Source organism: Bradyrhizobium sp. in8p8 (assembly GCF_000426845.1).
In the GTDB taxonomy this organism is placed as follows: Bacteria; Pseudomonadota; Alphaproteobacteria; order Rhizobiales; family Xanthobacteraceae; genus Bradyrhizobium; species Bradyrhizobium japonicum_C.
The window spans coordinates 166,172-189,063 of record NZ_AUGD01000011.1 but is presented as its reverse complement, the minus strand read 5'-3'; the positions used below and the strand labels follow the sequence as shown (position 1 = coordinate 189,063).

The 22,892-nt window shown below is 65.5% G+C and carries 20 protein-coding genes; 11 read left to right on the top strand and 9 right to left on the bottom strand.

All coding sequences use genetic code 11. The features are described 5' to 3' along the window. Positions 1-55: 55 nt before the first annotated feature. From K408_RS0126545 to K408_RS0126535, 3 genes are all read right to left on the bottom strand, one after another. The gene (locus K408_RS0126545; RefSeq protein WP_024341497.1) at positions 56-2,602 is read right to left on the bottom strand and encodes an HWE histidine kinase domain-containing protein; all 2,547 of its coding nucleotides are present in this window, start codon (positions 2,600-2,602) and stop codon (positions 56-58) included. Beyond that, the gene (locus tag K408_RS0126540; protein WP_245265915.1) at positions 2,599-3,366 is read right to left on the bottom strand and encodes a biliverdin-producing heme oxygenase; all 768 of its coding nucleotides are present in this window, start codon (positions 3,364-3,366) and stop codon (positions 2,599-2,601) included. Before K408_RS0126540 ends, K408_RS0126545 begins: the two co-directional genes overlap by 4 nt. Positions 3,367-3,511: 145 nt before the next feature. Next, positions 3,512-3,955: a nuclear transport factor 2 family protein gene (locus K408_RS0126535; protein ID WP_024341495.1), complete on the bottom strand. Its 444-nt coding sequence runs from the start codon at positions 3,953-3,955 to the stop codon at positions 3,512-3,514. A gap of 91 nt (positions 3,956-4,046) precedes the next feature. Between K408_RS0126535 and K408_RS0126530 the strand changes: the two genes are divergently transcribed. Then, the gene (locus tag K408_RS0126530; RefSeq protein WP_024341494.1) at positions 4,047-4,964 is read left to right on the top strand and encodes a LysR family transcriptional regulator; all 918 of its coding nucleotides are present in this window, start codon (positions 4,047-4,049) and stop codon (positions 4,962-4,964) included. A gap of 102 nt (positions 4,965-5,066) precedes the next feature. On the opposite strand, the gene K408_RS0126525 is transcribed toward K408_RS0126530, so the two are convergent. Continuing rightward, positions 5,067-5,687: a glutathione S-transferase family protein gene (locus K408_RS0126525; protein ID WP_024341493.1), complete on the bottom strand. Its 621-nt coding sequence runs from the start codon at positions 5,685-5,687 to the stop codon at positions 5,067-5,069. Between the two features lie 128 nt (positions 5,688-5,815). Here K408_RS0126525 and K408_RS0126520 point away from each other — a divergent pair, with 128 nt between their 5' ends. Beyond that, entirely contained in the window at positions 5,816-7,096 is a 1,281-nt protein-coding gene (locus tag K408_RS0126520) for a flavin-dependent oxidoreductase (protein WP_024341492.1), read from the top strand. A 194-nt stretch (positions 7,097-7,290) separates the two neighbouring features. On the opposite strand, the gene K408_RS0126515 is transcribed toward K408_RS0126520, so the two are convergent. After that, positions 7,291-7,713, bottom strand: a complete 423-nt coding sequence (locus tag K408_RS0126515) for a PaaI family thioesterase (protein WP_024341491.1) — start codon at positions 7,711-7,713, stop codon at positions 7,291-7,293. Between the two features lie 52 nt (positions 7,714-7,765). Next, positions 7,766-8,884, bottom strand: coding sequence for an A/G-specific adenine glycosylase (gene mutY, locus K408_RS0126510; protein WP_024341490.1), 1,119 nt, complete (start codon positions 8,882-8,884; stop codon positions 7,766-7,768). 159 nt (positions 8,885-9,043) lie between these two features. Between mutY and K408_RS0126505 the strand changes: the two genes are divergently transcribed. The 9 genes from K408_RS0126505 to K408_RS0126460 all read left to right on the top strand — a co-directional run bounded on the left by K408_RS0126505 (position 9,044) and on the right by K408_RS0126460 (position 19,145). After that, positions 9,044-9,535, top strand: coding sequence for a DUF721 domain-containing protein (locus K408_RS0126505; RefSeq protein ID WP_024341489.1), 492 nt, complete (start codon positions 9,044-9,046; stop codon positions 9,533-9,535). 139 nt (positions 9,536-9,674) lie between these two features. Continuing rightward, on the top strand, positions 9,675-10,331 hold the full coding sequence (locus tag K408_RS0126500; protein ID WP_024341488.1) for a DsbA family protein: 657 nt from the start codon (positions 9,675-9,677) through the stop codon (positions 10,329-10,331). Positions 10,332-10,548: 217 nt separating this feature from the next. Continuing rightward, a complete protein-coding gene (smc, locus tag K408_RS0126495) occupies positions 10,549-14,013 on the top strand; it encodes a chromosome segregation protein SMC (RefSeq protein ID WP_024341487.1) in 3,465 nt (1,154 codons plus the stop codon). A gap of 114 nt (positions 14,014-14,127) precedes the next feature. Beyond that, positions 14,128-15,105, top strand: coding sequence for a small ribosomal subunit Rsm22 family protein (locus K408_RS0126485; RefSeq protein WP_024341486.1), 978 nt, complete (start codon positions 14,128-14,130; stop codon positions 15,103-15,105). A gap of 141 nt (positions 15,106-15,246) precedes the next feature. Continuing rightward, entirely contained in the window at positions 15,247-15,807 is a 561-nt protein-coding gene (locus K408_RS0126480) for a LemA family protein (RefSeq protein WP_024341485.1), read from the top strand. 32 nt (positions 15,808-15,839) lie between these two features. After that, on the top strand, positions 15,840-17,048 hold the full coding sequence (locus tag K408_RS0126475) for a M48 family metallopeptidase (protein ID WP_024341484.1): 1,209 nt from the start codon (positions 15,840-15,842) through the stop codon (positions 17,046-17,048). 195 nt (positions 17,049-17,243) lie between these two features. Then, positions 17,244-17,996, top strand: a complete 753-nt coding sequence (locus K408_RS0126470) for a P-loop NTPase family protein (protein WP_024341483.1) — start codon at positions 17,244-17,246, stop codon at positions 17,994-17,996. 60 nt (positions 17,997-18,056) lie between these two features. Further along, positions 18,057-18,725 (top strand): hypothetical protein, encoded by a 669-nt coding sequence (locus K408_RS0126465; protein ID WP_024341482.1) that lies wholly within the window; start codon positions 18,057-18,059, stop codon positions 18,723-18,725. 87 nt (positions 18,726-18,812) lie between these two features. Continuing rightward, positions 18,813-19,145, top strand: a complete 333-nt coding sequence (locus K408_RS0126460) for a GIY-YIG nuclease family protein (RefSeq protein ID WP_024341481.1) — start codon at positions 18,813-18,815, stop codon at positions 19,143-19,145. A gap of 12 nt (positions 19,146-19,157) precedes the next feature. Here the strand turns inward: K408_RS0126460 and K408_RS0126455 are convergent, their stop codons facing one another. From K408_RS0126455 to K408_RS0126445, 3 genes are all read right to left on the bottom strand, one after another. Continuing rightward, the gene (locus K408_RS0126455; protein ID WP_024341480.1) at positions 19,158-19,697 is read right to left on the bottom strand and encodes an adenine phosphoribosyltransferase; all 540 of its coding nucleotides are present in this window, start codon (positions 19,695-19,697) and stop codon (positions 19,158-19,160) included. Between the two features lie 13 nt (positions 19,698-19,710). Further along, on the bottom strand, positions 19,711-21,870 hold the full coding sequence (locus K408_RS0126450) for an anthranilate synthase component I (protein WP_024341479.1): 2,160 nt from the start codon (positions 21,868-21,870) through the stop codon (positions 19,711-19,713). 305 nt (positions 21,871-22,175) lie between these two features. Further along, positions 22,176-22,865, bottom strand: a complete 690-nt coding sequence (locus K408_RS0126445) for a dienelactone hydrolase family protein (protein WP_024341478.1) — start codon at positions 22,863-22,865, stop codon at positions 22,176-22,178. Between the last annotated feature and the right edge of the window lie 27 nt (positions 22,866-22,892).

Here is a 22,892-nt window from a genome sequence, read left to right as displayed (position 1 = left end):
GCGTGTCAATGCGCAGCCGCATGCAGGGGACTGCATACGTCGACCAGACGACAAATTATTGGGCGTTCGCCTGCTGCAGTTTGCCGAGCGCGTTCTCCACCACTTCCAGCGTGTAGGGCTTCTGAACCACCGGCGCCGACGCCAGCTGCTCCGGAATCGGCGCGCGCTCGCCGTACCCTGTCGCGAAGATGAAGGGCACCCCGATCTCCTTCAGCTTATGAGCCACCTTGATGCTGCTCTCGCTGCCGAGGTTGAGATCGAGCAGGGCAAAGCTCGGTCGCGAGCGTTCGATCGACCGCAGTGCCTGGTCGACGCTTGCGGCGGTGTCGACATGGCGGGCCCCGAGATCGAGCAGGATGACCTCAGCCGCCATCGCGATGATCAGATTGTCCTCGACGATCAGCGCGGTGTCGGAAATCCTGGGCCGGGCGGATTGCTGTTCCTCGACGCGCATGGCGGCTCCTGCGATGGACGGTACCAATTCGACGAAGTTTGGCGGGATGACGAACTTTGCCTGCACGCCCAGGAGATCGAAGCGGATTTCGGCATCGCCCTTGAGATCGAACGGCACCGATCGCTCGATGATCGTGGTCCCGAAGCCGCGTCGCGACGGCGGCTGCACCGGCGGACCGCCGCTCTCCTTCCACTCGATGACGAGGCTCGAGGACGGATCGAGGCGCCAGACCACCTCGACGCTTCCGGTGGAATCGGCAAGCGCGCCATATTTGGCGGAATTGGTCATCATCTCGTGCACGACAAGCGCCAGCGTTGCAAAGGCCTTGGGATCGAGCGCAACGTCCGGGCCGCCCATCTTCACCCGTTCCGCGCGGGCGCCGAGATAGGCGCCGGCCTCGGACTCGACCAGGGTGCGGAGCGCGACCGGGGCCCAGTTCAGGTTTGTGATCTGGTCGTGGGCGCGCGCCAGCGCTTGGATGCGGCCGCCGAGCACGCTGGCGAATTCTTCCACGCTGGTTGCCGTATCCTTGCTCTGCGCCACCAGCGCGCGGACGAGGCTCAGAATGTTGCGGACGCGATGGTTGAGCTCCGCGATCATCAGTTCCTGGCGCTCCTGCGCCCCGCGGCGCTCGCGCGCGGCGAGGTCGGACAGTTGCAGGATCACTTCCAGGAGGGTGACGCGCAGGCTCTCGGCGATGCGGATGTCGGCGGCCGACCACGGCTTCGACTGTCCCGCCACCGTCTCCTGCCAGAGCTCGAAGCTCTTGCGCGGCGTCAGTCGCGGCCCGTTCGGCCCCTCATCATAAACTTTATTGGGATCGCCGGCCCATTTGACCGACTGCGTCACCTCTCGCCGGAAGAAGATCAGGCAGTCCCGCGGCGTGCGCGAGATCGGGATGGCGAGAAAGCCCGCCGCGCGGTCCCGGAAGGCCTGCCCGGCGGCATAGACCTTGGCGATCTCGGCGGTGGCGAAGATCCGCCCGGGCGAAGTCCGGTTGACGAAGGCGACGAGGTCCTTCACCTCGTCCTCGGTCGGCGTCTCGCCTTGGAGCGCGATATTGTTGTCCGACCAGACAGCCACGCCGTCGCTATCGACCATCCTGCGATAGTCGCCGAGGAAATCGACGATCGCGCGCCGGCTGTGCTCGTGCGAGGCCGCGATCTCGATCAACCGCTCCTGAACCTGGTGAGCGCGGGCTTCATAAGCGACGTCGCTCTCGCGCTCGCGCCCCTCCACAATCCACGAGAACATCTGTCCGAACAGCTCGGAGGCGGTGCGTTTGTCGAACGAAATATAACGCGGCGAATAATGATGGCAGGCAAACAGACCCCACAGCTTGCCGTCGCGCAGGATCGACACCGACATCGAAGCGGCAACACCCATGTTGCGCAGATATTCGATATGGATTGGCGACACCGAGCGCAGCACGCTCATCGAAAGGTCGAGCAGCCCCGCGTTGTGCGTGGCCGTCGACATCAGCGTCGCTGGCCCGGCATTGATATCGGCGATGATGCGCAACCAGTTGCGCTGGTAGAGCGCCCGTGCCTGCCTCGGAATATCGGATGCGGGATAGCGCAGGCCGAGGAAGGATTCGAGCCCGGCCTCCGCGGTCTCGGCGATCACCTCGCCCGAGCCGTCGGGATGGAACTGATAAACCATGACCCGGTCGAAACCGGTCAGCACCTTGAGCTGGCGAGCCGCCTCCCGCGCAAGATCCGTCATGCCGCGCGTCTTGCGGATTCGCTCGAGCATCAAGCGAACGAGCTCGCCGGAATTGACGCCGGTCTCGTGGACGCTCGGCTCCGCTTCGATGATCAGGTATACACCGGAGAAATGAATCGAGAGATCGTAAAGCGGCTTGCCGGCCTGGAGCTCGATTCCGAACAGTCGTTCGGTGGCATCCGGCCCGCTCAAATGGTCGACGCGGCCGCGAATGTTTTCGACGGCAGCTTCGGAGATGACGGTCGATAACGGCCGCTGGATCAGGCCCGCGACGTCGCCTCCAAGAAAGCTGCCGACGTTCTCCGAGGCCATGCAGATCGTGAAATCCGAGAGCACAGCCAAAAGGAAGCCGAAGGGCTGCACGCTGCCAGGAATGTGGATCGGCTCGCGATCGCAATTGGTGAGATTGACCGCTTCGTTCATGCCCGCTCCGCCGCCCGCTCGAATGCGGCGAAGGCAGTGCGCGCCGCCACGATCACCTCGTCCCCGTCGCGAGGCTCTTCAGTTGCGAGCTTCGTCAGAAAGCTCTGCCATAGCCGTTTGCCGGCGCCGTGACCGAGATACCCGGTCGCCCCGCTCAGGCGCGGATCAGCCGCGTCTGTGACCGACTTCAGCAGGAATTTCGCACCGAGCCGGGAGCCCTCCAGCACATACATGGTGCCCAGCACACCGCTACGTGTCAGCGGCGGAACAGGCACCGTTCGGGGCACGCTGCTGCCAAGGCACCAAAGATCGGCAACGATCGCGGCGCTGCGCGACCGTTCGAGCCAGTCCGGAAAGATCCGCTCGACTCCGGCCGCAACGAGCGCGGCCTCGAGCGGAAGCAGCGCGGCGGCGCTGGCTTGAAGAAAGCGGCGATAGCCCGCAGGGCTCGTGAGATCGAACCCGGAAAGCTGCGCGTCGAGGTCGCGGTGCGCAGCCGACGTTGCTTCCCTCAGTCGTTCGCGGAGTCCGGAGAAGCTGTGGCCCACCTGCGTTGAAACGTTCGAAGCCCCAGCCAGCATGAATTTCCCGAAGACGCAGATTGCCGCGGGCGACGCGCGCCCGGAGACAAAAAAACGCCGGCGGAACGCAAAGGTTCCGCCGGTGCTCGCCTGCGAACAGGCCAGAGATCCCGGGTCCGGCGCTCTATTTCCGTCGAACGCTTTTTGAGTTCGTACTCCATCTCCGATCGCGAGACCCCGCAATCCTGAAGCTCCCGTTCGGTCATCACCGCGAGCTGACGGTGGACCCGGAACCGCTCCCGGCGCGCCTCCACAAGATTCACCAGCGTCCGCCAGGCCCGCACCAACGCCGCAGGCCAGTCGGTGGACGCAGCCTCTTCCAATCCGGTCAGCGCGCGGCCCCCATGGACGATTGCGGGAACGGACCGAGCGCCTGCTCCGTCAGGATCGAGTCGCAGTACTCGCGGATCTCCTTGATCCTGCCGTCTTCGAGGCGAAACACCAGGCAGTAGTCATTGTCGTAGCGCACGCCCTCGGGCGTGACGTTGTCGCCCTTGGCTTCCACCACGACGATATCGCCATCGGCGATGAAGCGGTGAGCCACGGTGCGGGTTCGGTCGCGCAGGCGCGTGCGCACATATCCGTGCAGATCCTTGAGGATGGCCTCCTTGCCCGAGAAGGTGCGCGACCAGGAATATTGCCCGGTCACGATCCACTTAGCGTCCTCGGCAAGACTGGCGGTGAACAGGGCCCGGTCGCGCGCGGCCGGATCGGGATCGGCGGCGGCGGCAAAGATATCCTGCATCAGCTTCTTGTTGGCGGCAGCATTCATGGCGGCATCTCCGTGTGGTGACATCGCAAAGAACATCGCTGCTCGACCGGCATTCTTCAAATCGATAGAAGATATGATATGTATTCACTTCATGAATTTGAATTCGCTTGACCTGAATCTGCTGACCGCGCTCGACGCATTGTTGCGCGAGGCCAATGTCAGCCGCGCGGCGTTACGGCTCGGACTGTCGCAGCCGGCAGCGAGCCACGCGCTCCAGCGCCTGCGCGACATTTTTGGCGATCCGCTCTTGGTGCGCACCGGCGCGCGCATGGAGCTGACTCCACGGGGGTTGGCGCTGCGCGTGCCGCTGGCCCAGACGCTCGACCAGGTGCGCGGACTGTTCGTGCCTGATGAATTCGACGCCGCGCGCAGCGAGCGGCACTTCCGCCTGATGATGCCCGATCTCGCCGTCGAGCTGTTGATGCCGCCCTTGATGGCGAAGGTGACCCGCGCTGCACCCAACGTCCGCATCGACGTGGTGCCGTGGCGGGGACCCGCGATTTTTCATGCCGAGTTTGCCCGCACCATCGATCTCGTGATCTCGATCGGCAACGCCTTCAAGGGCTTTCACCGCCAATTGCTCTATACCGACAGCGACGCGCTGGCCGTGCGGCGCGGCCATCCCGTCGCCGGCAAGCTGAAACAGCGGGAGGCGTTCTTGGCCGCGCGCCATGTCGGCGTCATCATCCGCGGCAATAGTGAGGACCTGATCGACACATGGCTGCGAGCCAAGAATGTCGAGCGACACATCGCGCTGGTGGTGTCAGGCTATCTCGAAGCGTTGCACGTCGCCGCTCGCACCGATCTTGTTGCCTTCGTGCCACGCCGGCTGATCGCCGCGCTGTCGAAGCAACTCGGCCTTACGACGGTGACGCCGCCGCTCGACCCAGGGATCGACGAGCAGTTCATGTTCTACCCGACGCGGGCGCAGATGGACCCGGGCTCGATCTGGCTGCGGCGACTGATGCTGGAGACGGGACGAGAGCTGGGCAAGCAAAGGGCTTTGTAAAGAGGGGCTTGCCAAACTCGATGGTCCTCCCGAACGCGATCGAGGGGTCCGCGCAGGTGACCCGGGCATGCCCTGGACACAGCGGAGCATGTAACCGCTTCTCTACGCCTTCTGCGCCGCCATCACCTTGCTCACCGCTGGCCGATCCGACATGCGCTTGAAATGATCGGCGACCTTCGGCGTCGCATTGATGTCGACGCTGTCGCCTTCGAGCCAGTTGGACAGCGTGTAGAGATAGGGATCGCAGACCGTGAACTGATCGCCCATCACCCAGGGCCCTTTGAACATCTTCTGCTCGATGAGGTTGAAGCATGCTGCCATGGTCTTCGGGACCATCTCCTTCATGTCGGCGAACGAGCTCTCCTGCGTCGCCCAGCGCGCGCCGCGCATCTTGTGGGCGTGATTGATGTGGACGGTCGAGCAAAGGTAGGAGTTGAACGACTGCACCTCGGCAAAATCGAAGGGGTCGTCGAGCGGCGCGAGCTTCGCCTTGGGGAACATTTGCGCGATGTAGGCCAGCATCGCCGGCGTCTCGGTCAGGACGCCGCGATCGGTCACCAGGGCCGGGACGCGACCTTTCGGGTTGATGGCGAGATAGTCCGGACTGTTCTGCTGGTTGTCCTTGAAGCTCAGCCGCTCGGCCGTGTAGTCGGCGCCGGCCTCTTCCAGCGAGATGTAGGTGGCGAGCGCGCAGGTGCCGGTGGCGTAGTAGAGCTTGAGCATGTCGGGCCTCATGGGAAAGCTGGAAATTATCCGCTGTCGGCCCCGACGTCCATAGCACAGCATCCTCTTCGCAGTTGCCCACCACCATCCGGCTGTGCCAAGACGCCCGCAATTGGAGGGGTTTGGTCATGACGGTACTCATCGCCGGTGGCGGCATCGGCGGGCTGACGCTTGCGCTTAGCCTGCATCAAATCGGCATTCCCGTGAAAGTGTTCGAGAGTGTCGCGGAATTGAAGCCGCTCGGCGTCGGCATCAACGTGCTGCCGCATGCGGTCCGCGAGCTGATCGAGCTCGGTCTGATGGACAAGCTCGACGCCAACGGTGTGCGGACCAGCGAGCTCGCCTATTTCTCCAAGCACGGCAAGCCGATCTGGCGCGAGCCGCGCGGGCTGGAGGCCGGCTACAAATGGCCGCAATTCTCGATCCATCGCGGCATCCTCCAGCAGATCCTGCTCGACACGGCGGTCGAACGGCTCGGCCGGGAGAACATCCTCACCAGCCACCATCTGACCGGCTGGACCGAGACGGCGGGTGGTGTGCGCGCCGAATTTGTGGACAAGGCGACGGGCAAGGCTGCAGGAATTTACGACGGTGCGATCCTGATCGCCGCCGACGGCATCCATTCCGCCGTGCGTGAAAAGCTCTATCCGGGCGAAGGCCCGCCGATCTGGAACGGCCGCATCCTGTGGCGCGGCGTGACGCCGGCGAAAGCCTTCCTCAGCGGCCGCACCATGATCATGGCGGGACACGAGATCCTGAAATTCGTCTGCTATCCGATCAGCAAGTCGCCGGATGCCGCTGGCAATTATCAGATCAACTGGGTCGCCGAGCGACATATGCCCCCGACCTATCAGTGGCGGCGCGAGGACTACAACCGCACAGCGCGGCTGGAAGAGTTCTTGCCCTGGTTCGAAGGCTGGACGTTCGACTGGCTCGACGTGCCCGGCCTGATCAGGAACTGCCCGCGCGCCTATGAATATCCCCTGGTCGACCGCGATCCGGTGTCGCAATGGACGTTCGGCCGCGTCACGCTGATGGGCGACGCCGCACATCCGATGTATCCGATCGGTTCGAACGGCGCCTCGCAGGCGATCCTCGATGCCCGCGTCATCACCCGCGAGATTCTCGCGCATGGACCGACGCAAGCCGCGCTGCTCGCCTACGAGGCCGAGCGGCGGCCCGCGACCACCGATCTCGTGCTGCTCAACCGCAAGAACGGCCCCGAGCAGGTGATGCAGCTCGTCGAGGAGCGCGCGCCCGACGGCTTTGCAGTCGTCACCGACGTGCTGTCGCAACAGGAGCTGGAAGACATCGCCGCCAACTACAAGCGCGTCGCGGGTTTCCAGGTGGAAGCGCTGAATGCAAAGCCGCCGATCGTGAGCAAGGATACGAAGCGGGTGGTGGCCTAAGACTTCGTGCGAAGCGAGTTGCGCATGGATGCGCTCTCGCCCCTTGTGGGAGAGGGCAGCTCCACTGGGGACGCAAGCTCACTTGGACGAGGGGAATGTCTCCGCTCGTTCGGCTGCATGTGTGAGTGCGGGCAGAACCCCTCATCCGGCGCTTCGCGCCACCTTAGGGAGAAGGGAAAGCGGCCGCGAGCCAGTTACTTTCCCACCACCCTCGCCGCTTCCAGCAGCCGCTCGCTCGCACTGGCCGTCGCCAGCACGGTGCCGTCTTCGGCCATCAGCTTGCCTTCGACGAAGGCGATGGTCTTGCCGAGCTGCGTCACCTTGGCTTCGCCAACGATCGGACCGGGCTTTGCCGGGCTGAGAAAGTTCACGGTCATGCTGATGGTGGTGGTGTAGAGACGGCCCTCGCTCAGCACGAGCACCGCCGGGCCCATGGTGTCGTCAAGCATGGCCGAGAGCATGCCGCCCTGAATGAATCCGGCTGGGTTGCAGAACTGCGGCTTGCCCTCGAAGCCGAGCTTGATCCAGCCCTCCTGCGGGCGGGCGTCGAGCAACCGCCAGCCCAGCAGCTCGGCGCAGGGCGGTCTTGGAAAATTGTCGAGCGCGGTCTTGACCATTGGCAGCCTCCATACCCTGCGCTGATAGCGCAGCCCTGCTGCCAGCGTTCTGTCAGGACGATGGGTCTCGGGAAAGCTCGAGCCCGTGCGCGATGACCTTGCGCATGACGTTCGGCAGCGCCTCACCGGCCAGGGTCGCGATTGGCACCCAGCGCATGCCCGCCGGCGCACGGGCGCGCGCCTCCGCCTTCGCGGTGTAGACCACCAGTTCCAGCGGGAAATGCGTGAAGACGTGGGTGACCACACCCACCTTGCGCTGCCAGCGCGACAGCCCCTTCAGCTCGGGCGCCTGCAGCTTCGCCGCCGCGTCGTCCTGGCCGGCGATCCAGTCCGAGCCGGGCACTTCGGTCATGCCGCCGAGCAGGCCCTTTTCGGGCCTTGAACGGACGAGCAGCTCGTTGCCACGCGTGACGACGAAAGCGGCGCCGCGACGCAACGCTCCGCTCTTCTTCGGCGCCTTGCGTGGGAACGTTTCCTGGGTGCCTTGCGCACGCGCCGTGCAGTCCTCGTTGATCGGACACAGCGAGCAGGCCGGCTTCTTCGGCGTGCAGATCGAGGCACCCAAATCCATCAACGCCTGCGCGCTGTCGCCGGCGCGACTGTCCGCCAGCAGCGTTGCCGCCAATCGCTGGATAAGCGGTTTGGCCTGCGGCAGTTCTTCCTCGACTGCAAAGAGCCGCGACACCACCCGTTCGATATTGCCGTCGACCGGCATGGTGCGGCGGTCGAACGCAATCGCCGCAATCGCAGCCGCCGTATACGGCCCGATCCCCGGCAGCGCGCGCAGAGCTTCCTCGGTGTCGGGAAAGCTGCCGCCGTGCTCGCGCGTCACGGACACCGCGCAGGCATGGAGATTGCGGGCACGCGAGTAATAGCCGAGCCCGGCCCACATCCGCAGCACGTCATCGAGTGATGCCCGGCCAAGCGCCGTGACGTCCGGCCAGCGCGCGACGAATTTTTCGAAATAGGGTCCGACCGCCCTCACCGTGGTTTGCTGGAGCATGATCTCCGAGAGCCAGACACGGTATGGGTCCGAGGTCTCCCCCGGCGCGGCGCGCCAGGGCAGCCGGCGCCGATGGCGATCGTACCATTGCAGGAGCGCGACCGGACGAGCCGAACGTTCCGATGGGACGGGTTCCGATTTCGCCTTGCGGGCCGATTTGAGATGCATGCTCGCACTGTAGCGATGTAGGGACGACCTCTCCACGTCAGGCCCGCACTCGTCGCAGGCATCCACGTCTTTCTTCGTGGCGAGACGTGGATAGCCGGGACAAGCCTGACCACGACGACAGCAGTTCCTGGCAGGTCGCGCAGGGTGCTATAAGGCCTCATGTCCAAATTCCCCGCCAAACCCGGCCCCATCAGCGCCAAGCCGCTCGGCACCTTGCTCGACGACGTCTTCGCCGAAGCCTATGCCAAGCAGGGTTTTGCCGCGCGCGAGCTGGTGACCCGGTGGGCGCAGATCGCCGGGCCCGAGATCGCGGCCCATGCCGAGCCGCTGAAGATGCAATGGCCGCGACCGGTGGAGGGCCAGCCGCAGGAGCCTGCAACCCTGGTGCTGCGGGTCGAGGGCCCGATGGCGCTGGAGATCCAGCACTCTGCGGACGTCATCCTCCAGCGGGTCAATCGCTTCTTCGGCTGGAGCGCGGTTGGCAAGCTCGCCTTCCGCCAAGCCCCCCTGTCGCGGCCCCAGGCCCGAAAGCGTCCCGGTCCCCCCGATCCCAAGGCCGTGGCGAAGGCGGCGGAGAACCTGACCGACATCGAGGATGACGACCTGAAGACGGCGCTGGCGCGGCTTGGGGCGGCCATCAAGCGAAATTGAGCCTTAATTCAGGACCAATCTGGACCCGTCCGTGCCGCGCGCCATTGCCTCAAACGAGGTTTCAAGCTAGCGACAGGCCGCCCGAGCGGGAATTCAGTAGACCCTTGGGGCGATACCTTGCCAATCCCGGGAGCCGACCTTGATCATCACCCGCCGCGCCTTCACCACGATGCTGTCGCTGACCGGGCTCGCCGCGTTCGCCGGGCTCTCGCCACTGCGTCTCATCTCGGAGGCCATGGCGCAATCGGCCGCGGATGTCGCCAAGCCGGTGTCGCTGCCGGACATGGCGCTCGGCCCGAACGATGCCGCCGTCACCATCACCGAATACGCCTCGATGACCTGCCCGCATTGCGCGACCTTCAACGAGCAGGTGTTCCCGAAGATCAAGAAGGAATACATCGACACCGGGAAGGTGCGTTACATTTTCCGCGAGTTCCCGCTCGACATCAAAGCCGCGGCCGGTTCGATGCTGTCGCGCTGCATTGCCAATGGCGACGCGCCGAAATATTTCGCGGTCACCGACATGCTGTTCCGCCAGCAGAACGACTGGGTGATGAAGAACACCACCGAGACACTGACGCGGATCGGCAAGCAGGCCGGCCTCACCCAGCAGCAGGTCGAGGCCTGCCTGAAGGACCAGGCGCTGCTCGACAAGATCGCCGCCGACCAGAAATACGCCAGCGACGTGTTGAAGGTGGACTCCACGCCGACGTTCTTCATCAACGGCGAGAAGATCAAGGGCGAGACCTCGTTCGAGGAATTCGCCAAGAGGATCAATCCGCTGCTCAAGAGCTGATTCGCACGCGGCAATCCTGATTCGCATCTCGAAAGCCGTATCTTTCCCGGCACAAATCCCTTGGGAAAAGCGGCTTTCGCTGGTTGCCCTTGCGGCGCACCACGGCCATTGTCCAGCCGCATGAGCCGCCTCGCGCGACTCACCCAGACAGCGACATTGCCTTCCATGGTATTGTCCAGGCAGGGGGATTCGTGCCTGCCAACAGAGATGCGTGCTTATGAAAATCACCCGCCTGCGCCTTCACGGCTTCAAGTCCTTCGTTGAGCCCACGGACTTCGTCATCGAGCCCGGCCTGACCGGCGTGGTCGGTCCCAACGGATGCGGCAAGTCCAATCTCGTCGAAGCGCTGCGCTGGGCGATGGGTGAGACCTCGTACAAGTCGCTGCGCGCGGCCGACATGGACGCGGTGATCTTCGCCGGCTCCGGCAACCGTCCGGCGCGCAACCACGCCGAAGTGACGATGACGATCGACAATGCCGATCGCACTGCGCCGGCGGCGGTGAACGACAGCCAGATCCTTGAAATCTCCCGCCGCATCGAGCGCGAGGCCGGCTCGGTCTATCGCATCAACGGCCGCGACGTGCGTGCCCGGGACGTGCAGATCCTGTTTGCCGATGCCGCCACCGGCGCGCGTTCGCCGGCCCTCGTCCACCAGGGCAAGATCGGCGAGATCATCCAGGCCAAGCCCGAGCAGCGCCGCCGCGTGCTGGAAGACGCCGCCGGCGTCGCCGGCCTGCATGCCCGCCGCCACGAGGCCGAGTTGCGGCTCAAGGCCGCCGAAACCAACCTCACCCGCGTCGAGGACGTGATCGGCCAGCTCTCCGGCCAGATGGAAGGCCTGAAGAAGCAGGCCCGCCAGGCGGTGCGCTATCGCGAGGTCGCGGCCAAGGTCCGCAAGGCCGAGGCCACGCTGTATCATCTGCGCTGGATCGGCGCGCATGCCGACGTCAACGAATCCGCTCAGACCCACGACCTCGCGGTGCGCGAAATGGCCGAGCGCACCCAGCACCAGGCCGAAGCCGCCCGCATCCAGGCCATCCGCGCCGCAGAAATGCCGGCGCTGCGCGATGCCGAAGCGCGCGCCGCGGCGGGGCTCCAGCGCCTGACCAATGCGCGCGAGCAGCTCGACCGCGAGGAAGAGCGCGCCAAGGAGCGCGTCGCCGAGCTCGAGCGCCGCCTCGCCCAGTTCGAGGGTGACATCTCGCGGGCCCAGCAGCAGACCATGGACGCCGACGTCGCGCTGCAGCGGCTCGACACCGAGGACGCCGAGCTGAAGGAAGAGATCAAGTCGCGCGTCGAGAAGCGCTCGGGCGTCGACGAGCGCGTTGCCGAAGCCGAGGCGGTGCTGACCGAGACCGAGCAGCAGTTCGCCGAACTCACCACCGCGCTCGCTGACCTCACGGCGAAGCGCAACCAGCTCGAAGCCAACGTCCGCACCCATCGCGACAAGCTCGCCCGGCTCGACCAGGAGATCGCGAACGTCGCAGCGGAAGAGCAGAAGCTCGCTGAGGCGACTGGCGGCTTTGGCGATCTCGACGAGCTGACCGCTCTGGTCGAGACCGCGGAAGAGACGCTGGCAGCTTCCGAAGCCGCGGCGCAAGCGAGCGAAGCAGCGCACGTTGCCGCCCGCCAGACCCTGGAATCCTCGCGCTCGCCGCTGGTCGAAGCCGACAAGCGCGTACAGCGGCTCGAGACCGAGGCGCGCACCATCTCCAAGATCGTCAACGGCGAGACCAAGAATCTTTGGCCGCCGATTATCGACGGCATCACCGTCGACAAGGGCTTTGAAAAGGCCATCGGCGCCGCGCTCGGCGACGATCTCGATGCACCGATCGATCCGTCGGCGCCGATGCGCTGGACCAATGTCGGCCACACGGAAGGCGATCCGGAACTGCCCGAGGGCGCCGTGCCGCTCGCCAACCACGTGCAGGCGCCGGCCGAACTGGCGCGCCGCCTCGCCCAGATCGGCGTGGTGCCGCGTGAGCGCGGTGCCGAGCTGGTCTCGCAGCTCAAGACGGGCCAGCGGCTGGTCTCGCCCGAGGGCGACGTCTGGCGCTGGGACGGCTTCGTTGCCGCCGCCCACGCCCCCACCGGCGCGGCCCGCCGCCTGGCCGAGCGCGCCCGCCTCGTCGACATCGAGAACGAGCTGGAGCAGGCCCGCATCGACGCGCAGATCAAGCGCCAGGCGCTGGAAAACGCCGAGTCCGAGCTGCAGATGGCCGCCAGCACCGAAGGCGCCAGCCGCGAAGCCTGGCGCGCCGCGCAGCGCGAGCTCAACGTCGCGCGCGAGCGCCACGCCAATGCCGAGCGCGAGATCAGCCGCCACGCCGCGCGCAAGGCGACGCTGTCGGAAGCACACAGCCGTCTCGCCGCCGACCGCGCCGAAGCCGAAGCCGCCTACGAATACGCCCAGGCGGGCATCGGGGAGCTGCCGTCGAGCGAGGACACCGAGACCCGTCTCGCCGCCGTGCGCAGCGACATTGAGGGCCATCGTCGCATGGCGGCCCAGGTCCGCGCCGAGGCGCAGGCGCTGGCGCGCGAAGCCGAGCTCGCCGACCGCCGCGTGCAGGCGATCCTCGCCGAGCGCACCGAATGGCAGAACCGCAAGGAGAGCGCGGCCTCCCACATCGACACCATCCAGGCCCGCATCGCCGAACTCACGATCGAGCGCAGCGAACTGGAAAACGCGCCGGCCGTGTTTGCCGAAAAGCGCAGCGCGCTGATCACCGAGATCGAGTACGCCGAGAACGACCGTCGCATGGCCGCCGACGCGCTCGCCACCGCGGAAAGCGCGATGGCGGAGACCGATCGCGTCGCGAAGCTGACGCTCGAGGCGCTCTCCAGCGCCCGTGAGGCCACCGCCCGCGCCGAGGAGCGCATGGAAGGCGCTCGCCGCCGGCTCGAGGATATTGAGCGCGAGATCCGCGACATGCTGGAAGTCGAGCCGCAGGCCGTCGCCGGCCTCGCCGAGATCGAGCCCGGCGCGGAGCTGCCGCCGCTGCACGATATCGAGGAAGACCTCGAAAAGATGCGCCGCGACCGCGAGCGCCTCGGCGCGGTGAACCTGCGCGCCGAGGAAGAGCTGCGCGAGGTCGAGACCCAGCACAACGGTCTCGTCACCGAGCGGGACGACCTCGTCGAAGCCATCAAGCGGCTGCGCCAGGGCATCCAGAGCCTCAACAAGGAAGCGCGCGAGCGGCTCCTGACCTCGTTCGAGGTCGTCAACAACCACTTCAAGCGCCTGTTCGTCGAGCTGTTCGGCGGCGGCGAGGCCGCGCTGCACCTGATCGAGAGCGACGACCCGCTCGAGGCCGGTCTCGAGATCATCGCCAAGCCGCCCGGCAAGAAGCCGCAGACGTTGTCGCTGCTCTCGGGCGGTGAGCAGGCCCTGACCGCGATGGCACTGATCTTCGCGGTGTTCCTCACCAACCCCTCGCCGATCTGCGTGCTGGACGAAGTCGACGCACCGCTCGACGACCACAACGTCGAGCGCTACTGCAACCTGCTGCACGAAATGACGGGCTCGACCGACACGCGCTTCATCATCATCACGCACAACCCGATCACGATGGCGCGGATGAACCGTCTGTTCGGCGTCACCATGGCCGAGCGCGGCGTGTCGCAGCTGGTGTCGGTGAGCCTCGCCGAGGCGGTGGACATCCTCGACCAGAACGTGGCGTGAGATTTTCAGCCGTCATTCCGGGGCCATGCGCAGCATCGAGCCCGGAATCTCGCGCTATAACCTCCAGATTCCGGATTCGCCCTGCGCGCGCTCCGGGATGACGTGAGGTTGTCGATGATCGCCCCCACCCTCCCCGCCGAGTTGAAGGCTGCCCTCGATCGCAAGCTTGAGGGCTTCTCGCGGAGCGACGCTGCGCAGCGGTCGCAGAAAATCTCGACCACCTATCGCGCTGGTCGCGGCTCCGGCACGATCAAGTCGGAAGCCGATGCCCTCGCCTATGCACTCGCGCGCATGCCGGCAACCTATGCCGCGGTGGCTGCGAGCCTCAATGCGCTGGCGGAGATAGTGCTCGATCTCGCCCCGGAGACGCTGCTCGACGTCGGCGCGGGCCCAGGCACCGCGAGCTGGGCTGCCGCGGAAGCATTTCCATCGCTACACGACTTCACCCTGCTCGACGCCAACGCCACGCTGAGCCGCCTGGCGCTTGATCTGGCCCGCGACAGCTCGCGCCTCGCGGAGTGCCGCTATGTGCCGGGTGATGCCAGCGGTAACCTCGCCGAGGTCTCACAGGCCGATCTCGTCATCGCCAGCTACGTCATGGGCGAGCTCAGCGAGGCCGATCAGCGCAAGCTCACAGATGCCATGTGGGCCAAGGCGCGCCACGCGCTGGTCGTGATCGAGCCCGGCACGCCCGCCGGCTATGCCCGCCTCCTTGCCCTGCGCCAGCAACTGATCGCAGCAGGCGCGCACGTCGCCGCGCCCTGCCCGCACGAAAGGCCCTGCCCGCTCAACGCGCCCGATTGGTGCCATTTCTCGCAGCGCCTGCCGCGCTCCCAGGCGCATCGCCAGATCAAAGGGGCCGATGTGCCCTTCGAGGACGAGCGCTTCATCTACGTCGCCCTGATCCGTACGCCGCCTGCAAGTCGCGCCGCGCGCGTGCTGGCGCCGCCCGATGTGGGCAAGGCCGGGATCGCCGCGAAGCTCTGCACGGAGACGGGCGTGGAGCTCGCGAAGGTGCCCCGCCGCGACAAGGCCGCCTATGCAAGTGCCCGGCGCTGGCGCTGGGGCGATGCCGTCATTGCCGAAAGTTAACCACGTTCGGGGCTTTTGCCTTGAACGAGAACGATCCCATATCCGACCAAGTCTTACCTCTGTCCCCCTGAGCCGGGCTCTCATCCTGCGCCAATTTGGTCTACCCTAGCGCCCGTCTTCTTCCCTCTTCAGGAGTCCTCCATGTCGACCGGCTGGATCGTTCTCGGCGTCCTCGTCGTTCTCGCGCTGTTCGCCTTCAGCGCCTACAATCGCCTGGTGGCGCTGAGCCAGCGCGTCGGCCAAGCCTTTGCCGACATCGACGTGCAGCTCAAGCAACGCCACGACCTGATCCCGAACCTGGTCGAGACCGTGAAAGGCTATGCCTCGCACGAGCGCGGCACGCTCGACGACGTCATCAAGGCCCGCAATTCGGCGATGTCGGCGCAGGGACCCGCGCAGGTCTCCGCGGCCGAGAACCAGCTCTCCGGCGCGCTGGGCCGGCTGATCGCGCTTTCGGAGGCTTATCCCGACCTCAAGGCCAACGCCAATTTCCAGCAGCTCGCATCCGAGCTCTCCGACCTCGAGAACAAGATCGCGGCCAGCCGCCGTTTCTTCAACAACGCGGTTCAGGAATACAACACCGGCATTCAGCAGCTGCCTGCGGCCCTGTTCGCCGGGATGTTCGGCTTCACAAAAAAGGACTTCTTCGATCTCGGCGCCAGCCGTACCGAGGTCGAGACGGTGCCGCAGGTAAAGTTCTGAATTGAGCCGACAGGCCGGCAGGGCATCGCGTCATGGCCGCGTATGGTCTCTACACGCACATCGCCTCGAACAAGTTTCGTTCGATGCTGCTGCTCGCCGGCTTGTTCGCGCTTGTCTACGTGCTGGTCTATGCCGGCGCCCTGGTGGCCGAGGTCGTCATTAACGGCAACGGGACGGTCGCGTATTATCTGAGCCGCGCCTTTTCCGACCTGCTCAAGGCCGCGCCTTTCGCGACCATTGCGGCGATCGCCTGGATCGCGATCGCCTACTTCTTTCACCAGTCGATGATCGATGCCGTGACCGGCGGTCACGGCGTCACCCGACAGGAACAGCCGCGGCTCTACAATCTGCTCGAAAATCTCTGCATCTCGCGCGGCATCACCATGCCGAAGCTGAAGATCATGGAGAGCCCGGCGCTGAACGCGTTCGCGACCGGGCTCAACCCGCGGCAATATTCCATCACCGTCACCACCGGTCTCCTCGATGCGCTGGACGACAAGGAGATCGAGGCGGTGCTGGGCCACGAGCTGACTCACATCAAGAACGGCGACGTACAGCTCATGGTGGTCGCCGTCATCATCGCGGGCGTGGTCGGCTTCTTCGGTGAATTGTTCTTCCGCCTGTTCACGAATTTCAGCTGGAGCTCCGGATCCGGCGGCTCATGGTCCTCGGGCTCGTCGTCGCGCTCGTCCTCGTCGTCGAGCGACAGCAAGAGCTCCGGCGGCGGCGCGGTGATCGTGATCATCGTCGCGATCGTGCTGATCGTCGTGGCCTGGCTGCTGTCCCAGGTGGTCAAGCTCGCGCTCTCACGGTCGCGCGAATATCTCGCCGACGCCGGCTCGGTCGAGCTGACGAAGGACCCTGACGCCATGATCTCGGCGCTGCGCAAGATCGAGAATCGCGGCGAACTGCCCGGCGCGACGTCAGCCGTGATGGAGCTCTGCGTGGACAATCCGCGCGAGGGCTTCGCCGATTTGTTCGCGACCCACCCGTCCGTGCAATCCCGGGTCGACGCACTGGTCAAGTTTGCCGGTGGCCATGATCCCGGTCCGCTGCCGGACCCCACCGAAGAGATGAACCAGCCCGAGACGGAACAGCCCGGGGAGGACGCCCCGCCGGCGCTACCGCATGGACCATGGAGCGACGCCGGCAGCCCGGCTGGTCCGTTGCCGCCCGTCTCCGCACCAAGCCCCTCGGGAGCCTCCGCGGGCAACCCGATGGGGCCTTGGGGCCGCCATTGAGGGCGCGATTTGCCGCTACACTCGGGAGCTTGCGCAGCTGTCGGGAAAAACCTCGGGAATTGCCGTCACTTGGGCCTGCGGAATTGAATTCTCCCTTGTTTCTGCCATGTTCGCGCCCAACAGCAGACTCGGGACATCGATCTGGGCCCGGCCGATTGCGACCTCGCGATCGGGGGCGCGCGTTAGGGGACAGCAATGGCAAAGCCGGCAGTGGTTGTGGTGGGCGCGGACAAGGGCGGGGTCGGCAAGACCACCGTGTCGCGCACCCTGCTCGATTATTTCTCAGCTAACAACGTTCCGACGCGCGCCTTCGACACCGAGTCGCCGCGCGGAACTCTGAAGCGCTTCCACCCCGACATCACCGAGATCGTCGACATGACGACCACGGCCGACCAGATGAAGATTTTCGACACGCTCAATGCGGTGAGCCCGTCGGTGACCGTCATCGATGTCCGCGCCGGCCTGCTCTCTCCGGCCCTGGCATCGCTGCGCGACATCGGCTTCCTCGATGCCGCCAAGGCCGGCCAGATCACGTTTGCCGTGTTCCACATCCTCGGCCCCTCGATCGCCTCGCTGGAGGAGATCGCGGAGACCGCGGGCTTCATGACCGGCGCGAAATATTTCCTGGTGAAGAACTTCATCAACGACACCCAGTTCTTCCAGTGGGACCAGGCGACCTACAACTCGTATTTCCATCGCATCAAGGACGCGACCGAGCTGACCATCCCCAAGCTCAACGAGATGGCCTACGAGCAGGTCGAGGTGTCCTCGGTCCCGTTCCTGAAATTCGTCGCCAACAAGGGCATCAACGACGAGGCCGCGAACTATTCCTTCGTGCTGCGCGGCTATGTCCGACACTGGCTGGCCAATGTCTGGAGCGAGTTCGACCGCATCCGTCTGACCGACATCGTCGGCTCCAAGCCGGTGAGCCGCAACAGCGAAAAATAGTTGCGAAGCCCGGGCTGATACGGCTGGATTGGGCAGTGAGTTGGCCTGATATAGCTCTCGATGCCCGCGACGCCCGTCTTCATCATCTGCTCGCCCCGCCCGCAGGTCGGCAAGACCTTGCTGGCGCGGCTTCTCATTGAATTCCTGCTGCTCAAGAACGGCAACGTCGCGGCCTTCGACGTCAATCTGAAGGAGCCGTCGCTGCTCGATTACCTGCCGAAGGTGACCGAGACCGCCGACGTGATCGACACCTTTGGCAAGATGCAGCTGATGGACCGCGTCATCCTCGATGACGGCGTTGCCAAGGTGATCGACCTCGGCTTCCACGCCTTCGACGAGTTCTTCAAGATGACGGAGGAGATCGGCCTTCTCAAGGAGGCGGCGCGCCGCCACGTCGCGCCACAGATCCTGTTCGTCGCCGACACCGACCGCGCCTCCGCCCGTGCTCATGGGATGCTGCGCGAGCAGATCCCGCGAATGAACCTGATCACGGTGGACAACGAATATGTCGTGCGCGGCGAGCTGCCGCCCGCGATGGCCAGCGGACGGCTGTTCCGCCTGCCCGCGCTGCCCGGCTTCCTCAAGACCTATATCGACCGGTTGAACTTCTCCTTCACCGGCTACCTGCGCCAGGAGAAGGACTCCTCGACCGAGCTGCACCAATGGATTCGGCGCAACTATCTGGCCTTCCGCGAGCTAGAGCTCAGCCTGATCCTGCAGCGATCCTAGGCAGAAATTTTACCCGGATATTATTGACTGCGCGCCAGACCGCGCTTATGGAGAACGCTCATTGCGTCCTTCAACGAGGTCTTCTCCGTGAGCATCGACCGGAAAGCAGCCATCGCCGCCTACAAGGAGCGGAAGACCGTTGCGGGCATCTTCGTCGTCCGCTGCCCGGCCTCAAGCGAGACCTGGCTCGGCCAAGCGCCGAACCTCGAAACGATCCAGAACCGCATCTGGTTCTCGCTGCGCCAGGGCAGCCACACCTGCCGCAGCCTTCAGGCCGCCTGGAACACGCACGGCGAGGCGGGCCTGACGTTCGGCGAATGCGAGCGGCTGGAGGATGAGGAGAGCGCCTATGTCAGGAATGCGCTCCTGAAGGAGCGCATGCTGCACTGGCGGGCCGAGCTGAAGGCCGAGATGATCTGACCGCTTGGCGGCTCAGTGCCCCTCGAACGTCATCAGCGTGCGCACCGGCACGTCCATGGCGCGCAGCTTGGCCGCGCCGCCGAGATCGGGCAGGTCGATGATGAAGCAGGCGGCGACCACGTTGGCCCCGATCTGGCGCAGCAGTTTCACGGCGCCTTCTGCCGTGCCGCCGGTGGCGATGAGGTCGTCGACCAGGATCACGCGCTCGCCGGGCTGGATCGCATCGACATGCATCTCCATCTCGTCGATGCCGTATTCCAGCGAATAGGCAATGCGCACCGTGGTGTGCGGCAGCTTGCCCTTCTTGCGGATCGGCACGAAACCGCCCGAGAGCTGGTGCGCCACCGCACCGCCCAGGATAAAGCCGCGGGCCTCTATGCCGGCAACCTTGTCGATCTTGTTGCCGGCCCAGGGATTGACGAGCTCGTCGACCGCACGACGGAACGCCCGCGCGTCCGCAAGCAACGTGGTGATGTCGCGGAACATGATGCCCGGCTTCGGATAGTCCGGGATGGTGCGGATGCTCGCCTTCAGGTCGTGGTCAAAGGTCATTGGTACCTCTCAATCAACGCGCGTCCAGCCGGAACGCATTCTCGACAATACGAAGTCCTACCTCATTCCCGAGCGACATCAGCGACTCCGGATGGAATTGCACGCCGGCGACCGGCAGGGTCTTGTGCTCGAGCGCCATAGCGACGCCGTCCTCGGTGCTGGCCGTGACATCAAGCACCTCCGGCATGCTGCCGCGCTCGACAAAGAGGGAGTGATAGCGGCCGATGACGATCTCGTTCGGCAGGTTGCGCATCAGGCGGCCGCCGCGCACCTGCACCCGCGAGGGCCGGCCATGGGCCGGATGGGTGAGCTGGCCGAGCTCGCCGCCGAAATATTCGCCGATCGCCTGCACGCCGAGGCAAACGCCGAAGACCGGCAGCTTCTTCTCCAGCGCCGCATCGATAGTCTTCTTGATCGCAAAGTCCTCCGGCCTGCCGGGACCGGGCGACAGCACCAGCAAATCCCAGTTCTTCCGCTTGAGCATGTCGAGCGCATGCACATATCGGACCACGGTGACACTGGCGCCGACCTGGCGGAAATAGTCGGCGAGCATGTGCACGAAGCTGTCGTCGTGATCGATCAGCAGCACCTGCTTGCCTGAACCGGTCGCGTCGGGTGCGAAGGTCGACAGCGGCTTCGGGGGATCGCCGCGCAGCGCCTGGAACAGCGCGGCGGCCTTGACCTGGCACTCGCGGTCTTCCGCGGCCGGATCTGAATCGAACAGGCAGGTGGCGCCGACACGCACTTCGGCGAGGCCATCCTTCATGCGGATGGTGCGGATGGTGAGGCCGGTGTTGATGCTGCCGTCGAAATTGACGGCGCCGATCGCCCCCGCATACCACCGCCGCGGCGAGCGCTCGTGATCCTCGACGAATTGCATCGCCCAGAGCTTCGGCGCGCCTGTCACGGTCACCGCCCAGGCATGGGTGAGGAAGGCATCGAGCGCGTCGAAGCCGGGGCGCAGCATGCCCTCGACGTGATCGACGGTGTGGAAGAGCTTCGAGTAGGTCTCGATCTGCCGCCGTGCCAGCACCTTGATGGTGCCGGGCACGCAGACGCGTGCCTTGTCGTTGCGATCAACGTCGGTGCACATGTTGAGCTCGAACTCGTCCTTCTCCGAGTTCAGGAGCTGGCGGATCTGCTCGGCGTCGCCGATCGCATCGCTGCCGCGCGCAATCGTGCCCGAGATCGGGCAGGTCTCGACCCGGCGACCGTCCGAGCGCACGAACATCTCCGGCGAGGCCGAGACGAGAAATTCGCCCTCGCCGAGATTCATCAGCGCGCCATAGGGCGACGGGTTGATGACGCAGAGCCGCTGGAAGACTTCTGCCGGTGAGCGGTCGCAGGGCTCGGCAAACAGCTGTCCAGGCACCGCTTCGAACAGATCGCCGCGGGCGAAGGCCGCGCGCGCAGTCTCGACCGTGGCCTGGTATTCGCCGGGGCCGTGATCGGCAAAGCCCTGACGCGGCGTCTTCAGGTACGGGCTGTCCGCGGTCTCGCGCGGCAGCCCTTGGGTGGACCTGTCCTTCCAGGCGAAATCGTAAGCGAGTACAACGCCGCGGCCGGTGGCGCGGTCATAGGCCAGCAGGCGGTCGGGGACGTAGAGCACGATGTCGCGCTGGTCGGCCTCGCGCGGGCGTTTCTGCACGAGATCCTCGATCTGGAAGACGAGGTCGTAGGCGAAGGCGCCGAACAGGCCGAGCAGCGCGTCGTCGTTGGCGGAGAAGGCCGCGATGATGTCGCGCACGAGAGACATCACGCTGGCGCGCCGCGTGCGCTGGTCCTCCTCGACCGGGGCGTCGCCGCGGATGATGTGGCCGGCAAGGCGCGTGGCCGTCTTCTCGGAGATCACCACGCAGGGCTCGCGCAGCACATCGGCGAGGAAGGCGATCAGCACCTGCCCGCGCTCGTTCAGCGCTTCCAGCTTGAAGTCGAAGCCGACGGTTTCCAGCTTGAGCGGCGGGTCGGAGAAACCGAGGTCGAAGCTTTCGTACCGGCCGGGTACGGTCGTTCCCGAGGACAACACCACGCCGCGGCGGCGGTCGAGCAGGCTCACGAGATCGTCGAGCCGGTTGGCGCCCCCGGTGAACTGCTCGGCCACGCGCGTGATCGCGAGGCCCGCGCGCGTCACGTAGTCGCTTCTGGGCGGGAGGGCAAAGACGGTCCTGTTCATGTCGTCCTCTTACGAAACTTGCCGAGGGAACGCCACACAGGACAAACGATCAGGCCGCCGCGCTGTGCTGGCGGCCTCAGTCGATTTGGGAAAGGAAAATCGCACCGGCCACCTCGTCAGGAGGTGCGCCACCAACGACGGGCTGGGCGGACGGCGGTGCTCATGAGGCGGATACTCACCATGGCGCGGGGGCGGCGTCAAGGGTAAGCAAGGCGGTAGCCCGACTGGAGCGAGGCGCAATCAGTGATGCGCAGCGACGGGACAGTCCCGGATTCCGCTGCGCTCCATCCTGGCTACCAGCTGCGTCAAGCCGCTCTGTTGCCGTCGAGATGATTGGCGAAAAACTTGATCGCCCTGCCCCAAGCGAGCTCGGCGGCTTCGCGGTCGTGCACGGCCTGGCGCTGCTCGTTGACGAAGGCGTGCTCGGCGTCATAGCGGAACAGTTCGAGCGACTTGCCGGCGGCCTTCATGGCCTTCTCGAACCCGTTGACCAGCTCCGGCGTGCACCAATCGTCCTTGTTGGCGAAGTGGGCCTGGAGCGGGATCTTGACGTCGGCGGGCCTGGCCGCCTGCTCCGGCGGGATGCCGTAGAACACGACGCCGGCTGCGAGCTCCGGGATCTTGGTCGCGCCGATGATGGTCACGGCACCGCCCAGACAGAAGCCTGTCAGCCCGACCTTGGCGCCATTGCGCGACAGATATTGCGCGGCACCGCGCACTGTTTGCGTGGTAGCGTCCATGAAATCGAGCGAGTTCATCTCCTTGTTGGCGCTGTCCGTGTCGTGATACGGCACCACCTTGCCCTTGTAGAGATCGGGCGCCAGCGCGTCGAAGCCGGCGAGCGCGAAGCGATCACACAGGCCCTTGATCTGGTCCGAAAGGCCCCACCATTCCTGGATCACGACCACGCCCGGCGCATTACCGCGCGCGGCATTGGCGAGATAGCCCGAGGCGTCCTGGCCGTCCGGGCGCTTGAAGGTAATGGCGGTTCCCATGGTGTCCTCCGATGAGATTTGAGCGGT